This is a genomic window from Streptomyces sp. R33, assembly GCF_041200175.1.
GTDB lineage: Bacteria > Actinomycetota > Actinomycetes > Streptomycetales > Streptomycetaceae > Streptomyces > Streptomyces katrae_B.
The window spans coordinates 1,169,472-1,183,722 of sequence record NZ_CP165727.1 but is presented as its reverse complement, the minus strand read 5'-3'; the positions used below and the strand labels follow the sequence as shown (position 1 = coordinate 1,183,722).

Genomic DNA, 14,251 nt, shown 5'->3' with positions numbered 1-14,251 from the left:
ACTACTCCGCAGGGGTTCGGGGAGGGCCGTCGAGCCGGGCGGCGTATGCGTCGGTGAGGATGCTGCAGGTGCACCAGTCGCCTTCGCACGGGGTGCCGGCCTCGGCTCCGTAGGGGCCGAGGCCGGTCATGAGGCCGAGCACCTCGGCACGTTCCGCCGCGGTGAGAGCGGGAAGCGCGGCACTGGGCCGCAACCGCCAGGTGTCCGGGACGTCATCGATGTCGCCGACGACCTGTGCGTCGATGAACAAGGTGTAGAGGGGATGTTCGGGAAAGTCGTTGAGCCGTAGAACCCACCAGCGTCCTTCGGCCCGGGCCGCCCAGCAGAAGACACCCGTGCCCGTGTCGTGCCAGGTGGACTGCGCGGGCAGGGCGGGGACAGGCTTCATGCCCGGACCTCCTGGGGCCGGTGTGTTGCCGTCGAGGTGCACGGCCCCATCCTGCAGCCTTTCGCCGTCCCGGGGCCATGCTCACGGTCGGGCATGGGCGGGCCCGCCCAGCCAGGCGGCCAGTGTGGCGAAGTCGGCGGGTCCGAGGCCGAAGCGGGGGTCCACGCGGTGGAGCAGGGCCGGGCCCGGGTGGTGTGCGGCCACCCAGGTCCGGTCGGCTTCGGTGATCTCGTCGTCGACCCACGCGAACGGGCGGCCGGCGGCGCAATGCACGAGGGCGCGGGTCTTCCAGTGGATCCGTTCCCGGTCGGCCTCCTCCTCGTACGGATCCGGCCAGTCCACCACCGGCAGTTCCGGCAGCCCGATGCGCGGCGCGACCCACTCGTTCGCGTCGTCCATCCAGGTCGTCGCCCAGACCAGTTCGCACGGCAGCGCCAGGAGGCTGGGTCCGAGCGTGGGGTCGAGCCTGGCGAGGAGGGGGTTCGCGTCGGGCCGCGTCCCGTACGCCGGATAGCCGTCCGGCAGCTCGTCGGGCGTGGCCCCGAACGGGATCAGGGGACCGTCGACGTCGAGGAAGAGGAGGGGGCGCTGCCCGGGGCCGGTCATGGCGGCACGATAACCGCCCCCGGACGTGGAACCGCGGGCGGCGTGATCGCCTCTCCATGGGCAAGGGGGGACGACCATGACGAGGACAGCTGTGTCCATGGCCGGGAGAGCGGCGGTGGCGGGGCTCCTGTGCGCCGTGCTCGCTGCCTGCGGCACGAGGCATGCCGGGGAGGCAGCCGCGCCGCCCGCGCCCGTGAAGGAGACCTGCGGCCTCGACCGTTCGACGGGCGGCAGCGGAACGGGTCTGCCGGATCCGCCGACGGAGGAGCAAGGGGGCGGCTACGCCGGTCCGCCGACGGATCAGGAGACGGGGAGCTACGCCGGGCCGCCCACGGATGAGGAGACCGGTGGTTACGCCGGTCCCCCGACCGATCAGGAGACGGGTGGCCCCGCCGGGCCGCCCACCGATCAGGAGACCGGTGGGTACGCGGGGCCGCCCACCGATCAGGACACCGGGGCGCCGGATCCGCCCACCGACGGGGACATCACCAACGGGGCCGGTCCCTGCGGGGGTGCCGGGTGGTTCGACATGACCCGGGACTTCAACGCCTACTACGCCGAGCGGCGCAGCAGGGCGGACCAGTTCCTGCCCGAGCAGGCCGTCAAGGAGGCCCGGGTCCGCAAGGGGCGGGATGCCGGCGAGGCGATCGTCACCTTCACGACCCGGGCCGTCGGCAAGGGCCTCGCGGAGGACGGCCGCCGGGTGGCGCAGGTGTTCGTGTCGTGGCGGCAGCAGGTGTACGGGGACCACGGCACGGTGTCCGTCCGGACGCCCGACGGGGAAGTCGTCACCACCGAGCCCTGGTGAGTCACGGCCACTGCGCGTCCCAGAACGCGCAGTGGTGTTCCGCAGGCCCGTTCACCACATGGATCCCGTCCGGCCCCGGTGCAAGGGACAGTACGGATCCGGTGGAGCCGAACCGCGGCCATGCGGCGAGGGGCCTGCCCGTGCGGGCGAACGCCGTCCAGTCGCCGGTCATCCGCTGCGACAGCTCGCGCTGCGGCGCGGTCAGGGCGGCGTCCATCGTGAACAGGTAGGGCAGTTCGAAGCCGTGCGAAGCGCCGTACGGGAACCCCTCCACCTCCGGCAGGCCGGTGAAGTTCGGCGCGTCCCGGTCGCTGAACCGGTAGGCGTACACCGGCACGTGCCGGGCCACCGCCCTGCCGTCCCGCAGCGCCGGGCAGGTGAACGAGGCGTCCGACAGTACGGCGGCCCAGGCCAGCGCCGGCGTCGGGTACGCCGCCACGGGGTACTGCGCCTCGACGGCCGGGACGGCAGCCGCGCCGAACGACTGCTCCACCCGGGCCCGGTAGGCACCTGCGTCGGGGATGGGGTACGCCGCGAGGCTCTGCGCCAGGAAGATCCGCATCTCGTCCCGGGTGCTGCCCTCGACCACCGGCACCCGGTGGAAGCGGCCGCCCTCCAAAGCCCGCCGGGGTTCCTCGGGCAGCAGGCGGTTGCCGTAGGAGACGAAGGAGAAGCGCTGTCAGCTCCGGGGTCGCGAGCGTCGCCGTGTCCCTCCCGCGCAGGCAGTCCACTACGGCGCCCGGCTCCGGCCGGTCGCAGCCGAGCGCGGCCGCCGCCGCGACCCCGTCCGCGACGGTGCGCTGCTCGGACACGAAGGGCTCGTACCGGCCCAGGGTGGGCAGCAGCGAGCGCGGCGGCATGGTGGTGGAGCAGGAGCCGCTCTGCAGGATCGCCCGCTGGAACAGGCCGCCCGAAGCCGGTGAGGTGAGGTGCGCGCAGACGCTGAGGCCGCCGGCCGACTCGCCGAACAGCGTCACGTTGGACGGGTCGCCGCCGAAGCGCGCGGCGTTGGCCCGCACCCAGCGCAGCGCCGCCTGCTGGTCGGCGATGGCGAAGCCGGGGGCGCCGCCGAGCGCCGGATGCCCGAAGAGGCCGAAGATCCCGAGCCGGTAGTTGACGGTGACGACCACCGCACCGCCCTGGACGGCCAGTTGTCCGGGCCGGTACAGGTCCCCGGCCCCGTTGACGAAGCCGCCGCCGTGGAACCAGACCATGACGGGCCGCCGCTGCCCGCCCGAGGACGATGCGTTCGGCGACGTGACATTCAGGTACAGGCAGTCCTCGGAGCCGCTCGGGCCGCCCGGCCCCACCGGCGGGAGCTGCACGCAGCGCGCCCCCGGGGCCCCGGCGTCGCGTACGCCCGTCCAGCGCGCCGCGGGCTGCGGAAGCCGCCAGCGGAGCGGGCCGGTCGGCGGCGCCGCGAACGGGATCCCCTCGAAGGTGCGGTACGTGCCGTGCGCCCGGCCGCGTACGGGCCCCCGGTCGGTGTCCACCACGGGGCGGTCCGTGGCAGGCGCGCCCGCCGCGGCGGACGCCGGTGCGGCGCCTGCCGTGGCGAGCAGGAGGAAGGCGCACCACACGGCGCACCACACGGCGCTCCACATGGCGTTCCGGCGTCGTGGGCAACGGGCACGGGACACGGGCGACCGCCTTTCGTCTCTGCCATGCATTCCCCGGAGCAGGCGCGAAATCCGGTCAACCTGCGGGCGGTGCGGGGGTGTTGGACGCGGGACGCTAGCGCCGCTGCAGGACGCCCCGTACGTAGGCCGCCTGGCCGGCGTGCTGGAGGTCGTCGGCGATGACGCTGACCAGCCGCACCCCCAGGGTGACCGCCGGGTCCCAGCGCTCGTCGACGACCCGTTCCAGGTCGGCGGCGGCGAGTCCGCGGATGAAAGCGGTGCTCTGCTCGTGGACGGCGTCGTAGTACCCCAGCAGCAGTTCGCCCGACTCGACCACGATCTTCCCGACCTGCGCAGCGGTCTGCCCGAAGCCGGTGGCCTCGGCGGGCACCGGCAGGGCGAAGCGGCTGAACCAGTCCTGTGCCGTCCAGACCTGCTCCCGGCCCGAAGCGTCCGCCACGTGGTCGTCCTGCACCCGGGTCAGATGCCACACCAGCCAGGTGATCGAGTTCGCCTTCGGGTCGACCCGCGCGTTCAACTCCTCGGCCGAGAGCCCCTCGACCACGTCGTGCACCACTTCCCGGATGCGTCCGAACGCATCGGCCAGAACCTCCGTAGCCTTCATGCACCGTCCCCAGACGTGTCCGCGAAACCACCGAAACCACCGAAATGACGTGACGTGACGTACGGCATCGGCCGGTGCCCGTGGCCACCGGCCGATGTGTGGGGCGACGCGGGGCTACATGGGATCCATGCCCCGGTCGTCGATCTTGCCTTCCTTCTCGCTCTGTTCCCGGAGTCGGCGGGCCTTCTCCTGGAGCCTTCGGCGTTCTTCCGGATCGGTGGAGCGTTCGGCCGCATTGCTCAGCTCCTGCGCCTTCTCGCGCAGTTGCCGGACCCGGCCGTGGGTTTCGCCAGCGCTCATGATCACTCCTCGGGTGTGGGGGGTAAGGAGGCCGGATTCAGCGAAGCAGCAGCACCGGGCGGGCGCATCTCGAACCGTCTGCACCGGTGACCGCCGGGAGGGCGGCTCCCCCGTTTGCCCGCCCCGAATGGCGCAGCGGAGCGGGGTCCCGCTGAATGTGACTGAACGTGCGATTCCCATGACGCACGTCGACCGGCGCGATGTGCAGACCCGCGCGTCGGCGAACGGAGCTTTCCATGAATGACCCCATCACGCTCGCGGCGACACAGGACGACGACCGCCGCGAGCTCCCCGACACCACCGGCGCAGCGACCACGACGGGTGCCGAGCCCATACGCACCCTGCTGGAGACGGCCGGCACCTGCCGGCCGCTCGAGGAGGTGGCCGAACTCGTGGGCCTCCTCAAGGACACCGGCCAGAGCCCCGACCACGGTCACCAGACGCTGCGCGCGGCCGCCGTAGGACGCCCGGTCCAGGACGTGGCGCTGCTGGTCGGCATCCTCGGGACGGGCGAGGACGACCGGCCTTCGGACCCGTCGGCCCCGTCGGACCCCTCGGACCCCGAGCAGACCGCCCGGGCCGGAGAAGTCCCAGAGGCCCCAGAGACCCCAGAGGCCGTAGAGGCCACCCCGGCCGTCCGGTCCGCGCACCCCGCCTCGGTGGCGCGCCCCGCCTCGCCCGCCCGCCGCGCGGATCCCGCCGGGCAGCGCCCGGTCGCACCCCCGGCGCGGTACGAACAGCGGAACGAGCCGCTCTTCGAGGAACCGTACGACGAGCCCTACGACGACGAGCCGTACGAGTCCTCCGAGCAGTACCGCCGACGGCCGTACGGACGCACCGCGAACGGCGCCCCGGCCGCCCGCGCCGGCTCCGGGGCGCTGCGCCACGTCCTGCGCCGGCCGGTGGCCGCCGCCCTGCTGCTCTGCGGCGTCCTGCACCTGCCGGGCGATCTGACGGCACTGCCGTCGCAGACCCCGACGGCCCTCCTCCCGCTCCTCGCCACCGTGCTGTGCCTGGGCCTCGGCGCCCTGCTGGCCGTGCGCGACACCGCCGCAGCGTGGCGGGCCGGCGCGGCGGGGGCCGTCGCCGTCGTCGCCCTGCACGTGGTCGGCGCAGTCGCGGGGTTCGACCCGCTGGAGGGCGCGGCGAGCGTCTCCCTGGCCTGGGCGGGCGCCACGGCGGTGTTCTGCGCCGCAGCAGCCGCCGTCCTGGCCGGCCTGGCGCTCCTGAACCGGTCGCCGCAGGCCCGGGCGGCCGCCGGCGGCTGACCGCGCGACGGGGGCGGGACCGGCGGTACGTGCCGGTCCCGCCCCCGTGGCATGCCTCCGTACGGCCGGTACCGCCGTCCTACGCGAGCAGGTTGACCCCGTGCGTGAACACCCTCGGCAGCCGGGCCGCCAACGGGACGATCCGCCCCGCGAGCCGCGGTTGTTGGCGTGCCCAGAGCAAGGACGCCGTGAGCGTGCGGTAGCTGCGTGACAGCTCCCGCCAGGCCCGCTCGTACGCCTGCGGCCGGCCCTCCCGCACGCAGCGGACGAGTGCGCCCGCGGCCGTCAGGGCCAGCGTCAGCCCCTCGCCGGTCAGTGCGTCCACGTACCCCGCGGCGTCCCCGACGAACAGCACCCGCCCCGCGACCCGTACCCGGGCCTGTTGGCGCAGCGGCCCGGCGCCGCGCACCGCCGAACCCGAGCACCCGGCCAGCCGCGAGCACAGCAGCGGGAACCTGGCCAGTTGCACGTCGAAGGGGGCGCGTTCGGTGGTGAGGACCGCCACGCCCACCCGGCCGGGCCCCAGCGGGGTCACGTACGCCTCGCAGTGCGCCGACCAGTGGACCTCGACCAGGTCGCTCCAGGGCTCCACAGCGTAGTGGCGGCGCAGCCCGTAGCGGGGCGGGCGCCCGGGAGCGGGCGGCGCCGCGAGGCCCAGGCCGCGCCGGACGGGGGAGTGCAGGCCGTCCGCCGCCACGAGGTGGCGGGCCGTCAGGCCGGCCGCGCCGACCCGGTCCTCGTCCTGGCGGACCTCGCCGACGCGCCGCGCGAGCACCCGTACGCCCAGCCGGTCGGCGCGTTCGGCCAGCGCCGCCTGGAGGACGGTCCGGCGGGTGCCGAGACCCGGCCCGGTGCGGAACAGCCCCTCCGCGTGCAGGCCGCTCACCCCGTCCAGGTAGCGGATGCCGCGGAACGGGCTGCCCGGCACGCAGACGCCGAGCTCCCGGAGACGGCGGACGGCCCCCGGCATCAGGCCCTCGCCGCAGGCCTTGTCGATCGGGGTGGGGCGCGGCTCCAGGACCACGACCTCCATCCCGGCCAGCGCCCCGTGGATGGCCGTGGCCAGCCCGGCCGGCCCACCGCCCGCGACGAGCAGGTCGATCACCGGACCCTGCCCTCCGCCGGTACGGCACTGCGGTACACGGGCGCGGCATGGGCCAGTGCGTCCTCCTCGCAGCGGATGCGTACGCCGAGCAGCAGGAGGTTCAGCACGGTGAAGCCGGCCGCGGTCATCCAGGCGGTGTGCACCAACGGCAGCGCCGCACCCTCCACGACGACCGCGACGTAGTTCGGGTGGCGCAGCAGCCGGTACGGCCCGGCCGCCACCAGCGGCAGCCCCGGGACCACCAGCACCCGGGTGTTCCACCGCGGGCCGAGGGTGGCGATGCACCACCAGCGCAGGCCCTGGGCCGCCAGTACGAGGGCGAGGGCGGAGCAGCCCAGCGCGGGCAGGAACGGGCGGTCGGCGACGAGCGGTTCCACCACGCAGCCCAGCAGCAGCGCGGTGTGCAGGGCGAGCATGGCGGGATAGTGGCCGCGGCCGTACTCGATGGCGCCGCGGGACAGGCTCCAGCGCGCATTGCGGCGGGCGACGGCGAGTTCGGCGAGCCGCTCGGCCACGACGAGAGCCATGAGCAGCAGGTACAGGTCCATCGTGGGGATCGGGTTCAGGGGCATGAGGTCACCAGCGCAGGAGGACGAGTTCGGAGGCGAAGCCCGGTCCGAAGGCGATCATCAGCCCGACCGAGCCCGGTGCGGGCGGCCCGGCGGCCTGGACCGCGCTGAGGACGTGCAGGACCGAGGCCGAGGAGAGGTTGCCCGCCTCCGCCAGCGAACGCCGGCTCGCCGCGAAGGCCGAATCCGGCAGCGCCAGCGCGTCGGCCAGCACGTCGAGGACCTTCGGCCCACCGGGATGGACGATCCACGCGTCCACGTCCGGCGGCTTGAGGTCGTGCCCGGCGAGGAACGTCTCGATCTCCTCGGCCACGTGCAGCCTGACCAGCGCGGGCAGTTCACGGCCCAGCACCATCCGGAAACCCCAGTGGCCGATGTCCCAGCCGAGCAGCCCCTCGGTGCCGGGGTACAGGCGGCTGCGCGCGGCCACCACCGAAGGCCCCGGCCTCGTCCCGTGCAGCGGATGGCCGCGGCCCACGGCGAGCAGCGCCCCGGCCCCGTCGCCGAAGAGGGCGCCGGCCACCAGGTTCGCCATCGAGGTGTCCGAGGGCTGCAGGGTGAGGGAGCAGAGCTCGGTGGACAGCAGCAGGGCCGCGTGGTCCGGGCGGCCCGCCAGGTAGTCGTGGAGGTGGCCGAGCCCCGCGGCGCCTGCCGCGCAGCCGAGGCCGAAGAGCGGCAGCCGCCTCACGCCGGGGCGCAGACCGGTACGGGTGGCGAGGCGGGCCTCCAGCGAGGGCGTCGCCAGCCCGGTCACCGTGGTCGACATGACCAGATCCACCTCGCGCGCCGTCAGGTGGCCCGCGCTCAGGGCGGCTTCGACGGCGCGGGCGCCGAGCTCCTCGGCCGTCTGCACGAAGAGGGCGTTCGTCCCGCCGAAGTCGTTCGAGGGACCGTAGCGCTCCAGCGGGAGCGCGAGGTGGCGGTACTCCACGCCCACCGAGGCGTGCAGCCGGTGGAGCAGGGCGGTGTCGGCCCCCGGGGGCAGGAAGCGGGCGAGCGCCGCCGCGATCTCGGACTGACGATAGCGGTGGGGCGGGAACACACTGCTCACTGCCAGGACACGCGTCATTGATTCAACATAGGGAATAACTGACACTTCGTGATGAATCCCGCATACCGGGCGCGGCGCGGCATAGCGTGATCGCGTGTCCCCCGCCCGAGCCGCAGACGGAACTCCGCCGACGCCCGCCCCGGCCCCGCAGACCGGCCGACGGCCCAAGCCCGCCGTGTCCGGTCCACCCGGTCCACCCGGTCGATCCGTCCTGTTCGGGCTGCTGGGGGCCTGCCATCCGGTGCCCGCGGCCGCCGTGACGCTGTTCGCCGCCGCCCTCGCCGCGGCCGTGGGGCGCAGCCTCCCGGGGGCGGCGCTCGCCGTGGCCGCGGTGGCCGCGGGCCAGCTCTCGGTGGGCTGGTGCAACGACCGGGTGGACCTCGGCCGGGACCTGGCGACCGGCCGCCGCGACAAACCCCTGGTCTCCGGAGCGGTACGGCCCGCCGCGGTGACGGCCGCGGCCCTCACGGCCCTGCTGCTCTGCGTCCCGCTGTCACTGGCCGGCGGATGGCTCGCCGGCTGCGCGCACCTGTGCGGGGTGGCCGCCGCCTGGGCGTACAACCTGCGGCTGAAGGGCACCGCCTTCTCCTGGCTCCCCTACGCCCTCGCCTTCGGGCTGCTCCCCGCCTTCGTCACCCTCGGGCTGCCCGGTGCGCCCTGGCCGCCGTGGTGGCTGACGGCCGCCGCGGCCCTGCTGGGCGCGGGCGCGCATTTCGCCAATGTGCTGCCGGACCTCGACGAGGACCTGGCCACGGGCGTGGTGGGCCTGCCGCACCGGCTCGGCGCCCGGCGCGCGGCGGCCGTCGGGGGGCTCCTGGTCCTCGGCTCGGCCGTGGCCCTGGTCGCCGGACCGCCGGGTCGGGTGCCCCCGTACGGCTGGGGGCTGCTCGCGGCGACGACGGTGGCGGTACTCCTCGGGGCCGGTCGGCCGACCGGCCGGAGCCGGATCCCGTTCCTGGCCACGATGGGGGTCGCCGGGGCCGATGTCGTGCTGCTGCTGGTACGCGGGGCGGACCTGGCCGGGCTCGGCTGACGCGGCCCGAGCGCCGGGCAAGCCTCGGCTCAGGCCGCGGCCGCCGCGGTCGGCGGGCGTCGCGTCCGGGTCCACTCCAGCAGCTGCTCCCGCGGCCAGGTGTTCACGACGCGCTCGGCCGGAACCCCGCACTCCACGGCCCGTTCGCAGCCGAGCAGCTGCCAGTCCAGCTGGCCCGGGGCGTGGGCGTCCGTGTCGATCGCGAACAGCGTGCCGGCCTCCACAGCCAGCCGCAGCAGCCGGCGCGGCGGGTCCAGCCGCTCGGGTCGGCTGTTGATCTCCACGGCGGTCCCGGACTCCGCGCACGCGGCGAAGACCGCCTCGGCGTCGAACTGCGACTCGGGGCGGGTCCGGCCCGTCACCAGCCGTCCCGTGCAGTGCCCCAGGACGTCCATCAGGGGGTTGCGTACGGCGGCCAGCAGGCGCCGCGTCATAGCGGGCGACTCCATCCGCAGCTTGGAGTGGACGGACCCGACGACCACGTCCAGCCGGTCCAGCAGCTCCGGCTCCTGGTCCAGCGAGCCGTCGAGCAGGATGTCGCACTCGATGCCGGTGAGCAGCCGGAAGGGCGCCCACGACGCGTTGAGCTCCGCCACCACGTCCAGCTGCTCGCGCAGTCGCTCCGGCGACAGGCCCCGGGCGACGGTCAGGCTCGGCGAATGATCCGTGAGCACGGCCCACTCGTGACCCAGCTCGACCGCCGTCCGCCCCATGGCCTCGATCGGGCTGCCGCCGTCGGACCACTCGGAGTGCAGATGGCAGTCGCCGCGCAGTGCCGCGCGCAGCGCGCGGGCGGCCGGGCTCGCCGGGGGGCCTTCGGGGTGCGCCGCGATCTCGTCCTCGAGTTTCTGCAGGTACGCGGGGATCGCCCCGCCGTCCGCCTCCCGCACCACCTGGGCGGTCTTCGGCCCGATGCCCTTGACCGCTTCGAGCGTTCCGGCCTCGACCCGCTCCCGTAATTCGCGTTCACCCATCCGGGTGAGTGCGGCGGCGGCCCGCCGGAAGGCCTGCACCCGGTAGGTGGGCGCCTGCCCCCGTTCCAGCAGGAAGGCGATCCGCTCCAGGGCCGCAACCGGATCCATGGGCTACCTCCCGATCCCTCTGCGATGGCTGGTTCCAGTGTGACGGGCAACCCCAAGGATGTCTTGGGAAGGTCATAAGGCTTGTTTATAGGGTCATAACCGGGGGGTGGGTGCCGGGTTAGGGTCGCCTTAGTTTAGGGTTCTCTTGATCCAGTTTTTTGTCGGTCGAAGGGAACCTGTCATGCCTCGCCCCCTGCGGGTAGCAATCGTCGGTGCCGGCCCCGCCGGAATCTACGCCGCCGATGCGCTGCTGAAGTCCGAGGCGGCCGCCGAGCCGGGTGTCTCCATCGACCTGTTCGAGCGAATGCCCGCCCCCTTCGGCCTGATCCGGTACGGCGTCGCCCCCGACCACCCGCGGATCAAGGGCATCATCACCGCCCTCCACCAGGTGCTCGACAAGCCGCAGGTCCGCCTGTTCGGCAACGTGGACTACCCGAACGACATCAGCCTCGACGAACTCCACTCGTTCTACGACGCCGTGATCTTCTCCACCGGCGCGACCGCCGACCGTGCGCTCGCCATACCGGGCGTCGAGCTCGACGGCTCGTACGGCGCCGCCGACTTCGTCTCCTGGTACGACGGCCACCCCGACGTCCCGCGCACCTGGCCGCTGGAGGCCGAGAAGGTCGCCGTCCTCGGCGTCGGCAACGTCGCCCTCGACGTCGCGCGCATCCTGGCGAAGACCGCGGACGAGCTGCTGCCGACTGAGATCCCGGCGAACGTCTACGACGGCCTCAAGGCCAACAAGGCGCTCGAGGTGCACGTCTTCGGCCGCCGCGGACCGGCGCAGGCCAAGTTCAGCCCGATGGAGCTGCGCGAGCTCGACCACTCGCCGAACATCGAGGTCATCGTCAACCCCGAGGACATCGACTACGACGAGGGCTCCATCGCCACCCGCCGCTCCAACAAGCAGGCGGACATGGTCGCCAAGACCCTCGAGAACTGGGCGATCCGCGACATCGGCGAGCGCCCGCACAAGCTGTTCCTGCACTTCTTCGAGTCGCCCGCCGAGATCCTCGGCGAGGACGGCAAGGTCGTCGGCCTGCGCACCGAGCGCACCGAGCTCGACGGCACGGGCAACGTCAAGGGCACCGGCCAGTTCACCGACTGGGACGTCCAGTCCGTCTACCGCGCAGTGGGCTACCTCTCCGACGAACTGCCCAAGCTCCCGTGGGACGTCGACAGCGGAACGGTCCCGGACGAGGGCGGCCGCGTGATCGAAGCCGGCGCGCACCTGCAGTCGACGTACGTCACCGGCTGGATCCGGCGCGGGCCCATCGGCCTCATCGGCCACACCAAGGGCGACGCGAACGAGACGGTCGCGAACCTCCTGGAGGACCACGCGGGCGGCCGCCTGAAGACCCCCGCAGCGCCCGCGCCGGAGGCCGTCGAGGCGTTCCTGGCCGAGCGCAACGTCCGCTTCACGACGTGGGAGGGCTGGTACGAGCTCGACGCGGCCGAGAAGGCGCTGGGCGAGCCGCAGGGCCGCGAGCGCGTGAAGATCGTCGAGCGCGAGGACATGCTGAAGGCGAGCGGGGCGTAACCGCCGCACCGTCCTGATCGGGTGGGGGCCGCCGGCGGTGGCCCCCACCCGCAGGTCCGGAGCATCCGCAGGTCCGGAGCGTCGTCAGTCCTGGATGGAGAGGATCTTCCGGGTCTTCGGATCGGCCTGGACGTGGAGCCGGGTGGTTTCACTGCCGCTCCAGGTCAGGGTGATGGTGGAGATGGCGTACAGCGGCCTATCGGGGCGAACCCAGGCAGGTCAGAGCCGCCGCCCGCAGGGCCCGCACGCCCGCCGGGAGCGCCGTGCGCACGTCCGGCGCGAATCCGGCGCATGGTTGGCCGGCAGGGCGGCCGGCTTCACCTCCGGTACGAAGAGCCGTGGGCGCCGGCCGGTTCGGGCCCTCCGATCTCCTCGGAGCGCAGGATCGACGGCTCCAGGCGGCGCAGCCCGGCACCCGACCGAAGGTGATTTCAGGCCGGCTTGGCTGAATCCATCGCCGATGCCTTGTGGCTTGGAACCGGCCACTCGAACGGAGGATCCGCAGAGCGGAGGCCCGTACCCGGAATGCGCGGCGGCTGCCGGTGGTTCGGACTCCACGCACCACCCGACCACCTGCACGCACTGGAGAGCTCATGAAGATCGGCATCATCGGCGCAGGCAACATCGGCGGCAACCTGACGCGCCGTCTGACCGCGCTCGGACACGAGGTGTCCGTGGCGAACTCCCGTGGCCCCGAGACCCTGTCCGACCTCGCGAAGGAGACCGGGGCCACGCCGGTCACGGTGGCGGAGGCGGCCCGCGGGGCCGAGGTCGTCGTGGTCACCATCCCCCTGAAGAACGTGCCCGAGCTGCCCGCCGGGCTGTTCGACCAGGCGGCGAAGGACGTCGTCGTCATCGAGACCGGGAACTACTACCCGAAGCAGCGCGACGGCCGCATCGCCGAGATCGAGGACGGGGGCCTGACCGAGAGCCGCTGGAGCGAGCGCCACATCGGGCACCCGGTGGTCAAGGCCTTCAACGGGACGTACGCCGAGGACATCCTGGACCGGCACCGGCCGGCCGGGGATCCGGACCGGATGGCCCTCCCGGTCGCCGGCGACGACGAGGCGGCGAAGCAGACCGTCCGGGCGCTCATCGGCGAACTCGGCTTCGACTCCGTCGACGCGGGCGGCCTCGACGACTCCTGGCGCCAGCAGCCGGGCACGCCCGTGTACGGGCTGCGGGCGGGCACCGACGCCGTGGTGAAGGCCCTCGCCGAGGCCTCCCCGGTCCGGACGGCGGACTTCAAGGGCTGACGGGCCACGGCCGGGCGCGGGAGTACGGGGTCTCCGGTCCGGTCCGGGGCTCGGGGGTCGGCCCTGACTCCGGCGCCGGCTCCGGCCCCCGCTCCGGCCGCCGACCCCGGCCGGCAACCGTGACCGAAGTGTCATGCGCCGGGCCCCTGTGCCGGCGGGCCGCCCTTGCTAGCGTCCTGCCGTCACAGGAGCCGTAGGAGGGCACGTTGCACGTCAGACCCCGTCTGCTGATCGCCCCGGTGGTACTGGCGGCGCTCTCGGCCGTTCTGACGGCCTGCACCGGACACCCGGACACCCCCGCCGCTCCCACCCGGTCGTCGGACGCCTCGCCCTCGGGCTCGGCATCGCCGACGGCGACCGTGTCCGCGAGCCCGGCCGTGTCCGCACAGGCCGCCACGCCCACCTCCGCCCCCACGTCCCCGGCGGCGCCCGCCAAGACGCCGACAGCGGCGTCGGCCCCCGCCCCCGCGACCCGGCTGTCGCTCACCGCGGCCGCCCCGGGCGGCGGGCTGAGCCTGGTCCGCGGCGGCCCCGCGCAGGAGTTCACCGTCACCGTCCGCAACGGCAATGCCCAGGCCTACCGGCACCTGCTGATCGCCTTCCAGATGGAGCCCCTCACCGGCGAGCCCGGCGACCTGCCCGGCCCTGCGTCCCCGTACGTACTGGAACGGCGCGACCCGGCCACCGGCGCCTGGCGCGGCGTGGAGCTGCGGATGGCCACCGACGCCAAGCCGGCCCACCTCTACGAGGGCGGCTCCCCCCTCGCCCGCGATGCCGTCCGCACCGAGCGCTACCGGCTGCGCGCCACCGCCACGGGCCCCAGCGGCAGCAGCCCGCTCATGGTGTACGCCCTCGACACGGACGCCGCCGAGGGCGCCCCGCTCGACGCGGGACGACCGGGGTACTCCTCGCTGCCGCACACCACCCGGCGCATCCTGTAGCTCCCGCTCCGGCTCCCTCTGCCGTACGCACCGCGGCGACCGCAGAGGTCCGGCCCC

15 protein-coding genes and 1 pseudogene are annotated in these 14,251 nt (G+C 74.0%); 6 read left to right on the top strand and 10 right to left on the bottom strand.

Annotation, left to right across the window (positions count from 1 at the left end):
* Window position 1: 1 nt before the first annotated feature.
* Together AB5J51_RS05935 and AB5J51_RS05930 are read right to left on the bottom strand one after the other, a co-directional pair.
* Window positions 2-388: a hypothetical protein gene (locus tag AB5J51_RS05935; protein WP_369777056.1), complete on the bottom strand. Its 387-nt coding sequence runs from the start codon at window positions 386-388 to the stop codon at window positions 2-4.
* 81 nt (window positions 389-469) lie between these two features.
* The gene (locus tag AB5J51_RS05930; protein WP_053789974.1) at window positions 470-994 is read right to left on the bottom strand and encodes a hypothetical protein; all 525 of its coding nucleotides are present in this window, start codon (window positions 992-994) and stop codon (window positions 470-472) included.
* A gap of 76 nt (window positions 995-1,070) precedes the next feature.
* Between AB5J51_RS05930 and AB5J51_RS05925 the strand changes: the two genes are divergently transcribed.
* Complete coding sequence (locus AB5J51_RS05925; protein ID WP_159047336.1) at window positions 1,071-1,802, top strand: hypothetical protein; 732 nt, start codon at window positions 1,071-1,073, stop codon at window positions 1,800-1,802.
* 1 nt (window position 1,803) lies between these two features.
* Here AB5J51_RS05925 and AB5J51_RS05920 read toward each other — a convergent pair whose 3' ends face one another.
* The 4 genes and pseudogenes from AB5J51_RS05920 to AB5J51_RS05905 form a co-directional block, all read right to left on the bottom strand.
* The gene (locus AB5J51_RS05920; RefSeq protein WP_369777055.1) at window positions 1,804-2,421 is read right to left on the bottom strand and encodes a carboxylesterase family protein; all 618 of its coding nucleotides are present in this window, start codon (window positions 2,419-2,421) and stop codon (window positions 1,804-1,806) included.
* Window positions 2,422-2,551: 130 nt separating this feature from the next.
* Window positions 2,552-3,406: pseudogene (locus AB5J51_RS05915) on the bottom strand (carboxylesterase family protein); the annotation flags it as partial.
* Between the two features lie 130 nt (window positions 3,407-3,536).
* Entirely contained in the window at window positions 3,537-4,046 is a 510-nt protein-coding gene (locus AB5J51_RS05910) for a DUF664 domain-containing protein (protein WP_369777054.1), read from the bottom strand.
* Window positions 4,047-4,160: 114 nt separating this feature from the next.
* Window positions 4,161-4,349, bottom strand: a complete 189-nt coding sequence (locus AB5J51_RS05905; protein WP_106975077.1) for a DUF6381 family protein — start codon at window positions 4,347-4,349, stop codon at window positions 4,161-4,163.
* A 233-nt stretch (window positions 4,350-4,582) separates the two neighbouring features.
* On the opposite strand from AB5J51_RS05905, the gene AB5J51_RS05900 reads away from it, so the two are divergent.
* On the top strand, window positions 4,583-5,614 hold the full coding sequence (locus AB5J51_RS05900) for a hypothetical protein (protein ID WP_369777053.1): 1,032 nt from the start codon (window positions 4,583-4,585) through the stop codon (window positions 5,612-5,614).
* A gap of 79 nt (window positions 5,615-5,693) precedes the next feature.
* On the opposite strand, the gene AB5J51_RS05895 is transcribed toward AB5J51_RS05900, so the two are convergent.
* From AB5J51_RS05895 to AB5J51_RS05885, 3 genes are read right to left on the bottom strand one after another with little or no spacing between them, the layout of a single operon-like run.
* Window positions 5,694-6,719, bottom strand: coding sequence for an NAD(P)/FAD-dependent oxidoreductase (locus tag AB5J51_RS05895; protein WP_053789977.1), 1,026 nt, complete (start codon window positions 6,717-6,719; stop codon window positions 5,694-5,696).
* The gene (locus tag AB5J51_RS05890; protein WP_136223972.1) at window positions 6,716-7,267 is read right to left on the bottom strand and encodes an isoprenylcysteine carboxyl methyltransferase family protein; all 552 of its coding nucleotides are present in this window, start codon (window positions 7,265-7,267) and stop codon (window positions 6,716-6,718) included. The genes AB5J51_RS05895 and AB5J51_RS05890 overlap by 4 nt, the downstream gene beginning before the upstream one ends.
* 28 nt (window positions 7,268-7,295) lie before the next feature.
* Window positions 7,296-8,357 carry a type III polyketide synthase gene (locus tag AB5J51_RS05885; RefSeq protein WP_133895932.1) on the bottom strand — a complete coding sequence of 354 codons (1,062 nt, stop codon included), beginning with the start codon at window positions 8,355-8,357 and terminating at the stop codon, window positions 7,296-7,298.
* 76 nt (window positions 8,358-8,433) lie between these two features.
* Here AB5J51_RS05885 and AB5J51_RS05880 point away from each other — a divergent pair, with 76 nt between their 5' ends.
* Complete coding sequence (locus AB5J51_RS05880; RefSeq protein WP_369777052.1) at window positions 8,434-9,372, top strand: UbiA family prenyltransferase; 939 nt, start codon at window positions 8,434-8,436, stop codon at window positions 9,370-9,372.
* Between the two features lie 29 nt (window positions 9,373-9,401).
* Here the strand turns inward: AB5J51_RS05880 and AB5J51_RS05875 are convergent, their stop codons facing one another.
* On the bottom strand, window positions 9,402-10,454 hold the full coding sequence (locus AB5J51_RS05875) for a PHP domain-containing protein (RefSeq protein ID WP_369777051.1): 1,053 nt from the start codon (window positions 10,452-10,454) through the stop codon (window positions 9,402-9,404).
* Window positions 10,455-10,635: 181 nt separating this feature from the next.
* Between AB5J51_RS05875 and AB5J51_RS05870 the strand changes: the two genes are divergently transcribed.
* The 3 genes from AB5J51_RS05870 (at window position 10,636) to AB5J51_RS05860 (ending at window position 14,194) form a co-directional block, all read left to right on the top strand.
* Window positions 10,636-11,997 carry an FAD-dependent oxidoreductase gene (locus AB5J51_RS05870; protein WP_053789980.1) on the top strand — a complete coding sequence of 454 codons (1,362 nt, stop codon included), beginning with the start codon at window positions 10,636-10,638 and terminating at the stop codon, window positions 11,995-11,997.
* 467 nt (window positions 11,998-12,464) lie between these two features.
* Window positions 12,465-13,253 carry an NADPH-dependent F420 reductase gene (locus AB5J51_RS05865; RefSeq protein WP_369777050.1) on the top strand — a complete coding sequence of 263 codons (789 nt, stop codon included), beginning with the start codon at window positions 12,465-12,467 and terminating at the stop codon, window positions 13,251-13,253.
* A 206-nt stretch (window positions 13,254-13,459) separates the two neighbouring features.
* The gene (locus tag AB5J51_RS05860) at window positions 13,460-14,194 is read left to right on the top strand and encodes a hypothetical protein (protein WP_369777049.1); all 735 of its coding nucleotides are present in this window, start codon (window positions 13,460-13,462) and stop codon (window positions 14,192-14,194) included.
* The last annotated feature ends 57 nt before the right edge of the window (window positions 14,195-14,251 follow it).

Excerpts from the sequence above, each read along its gene's own strand:
- AB5J51_RS05930 (WP_053789974.1), bottom strand. The coding sequence starts at position 994 with ATGACCGGCCCCGGGCAGCGCCCCCTCCTCTTCCTCGACGTCGACGGT.
- AB5J51_RS05890 (WP_136223972.1), bottom strand. The coding sequence starts at position 7,267 with ATGGACCTGTACCTGCTGCTCATGGCTCTCGTCGTGGCCGAGCGGCTC.
- AB5J51_RS05875 (WP_369777051.1), bottom strand. The coding sequence starts at position 10,454 with ATGGATCCGGTTGCGGCCCTGGAGCGGATCGCCTTCCTGCTGGAACGG.
- AB5J51_RS05885 (WP_133895932.1), bottom strand. The coding sequence starts at position 8,357 with ATGACGCGTGTCCTGGCAGTGAGCAGTGTGTTCCCGCCCCACCGCTAT.
- AB5J51_RS05900 (WP_369777053.1), top strand. The coding sequence starts at position 4,583 with ATGAATGACCCCATCACGCTCGCGGCGACACAGGACGACGACCGCCGC.
- AB5J51_RS05910 (WP_369777054.1), bottom strand. The coding sequence starts at position 4,046 with ATGAAGGCTACGGAGGTTCTGGCCGATGCGTTCGGACGCATCCGGGAA.
- AB5J51_RS05870 (WP_053789980.1), top strand. The coding sequence starts at position 10,636 with ATGCCTCGCCCCCTGCGGGTAGCAATCGTCGGTGCCGGCCCCGCCGGA.
- AB5J51_RS05925 (WP_159047336.1), top strand. The coding sequence starts at position 1,071 with ATGACGAGGACAGCTGTGTCCATGGCCGGGAGAGCGGCGGTGGCGGGG.
- AB5J51_RS05935 (WP_369777056.1), bottom strand. The coding sequence starts at position 388 with ATGAAGCCTGTCCCCGCCCTGCCCGCGCAGTCCACCTGGCACGACACG.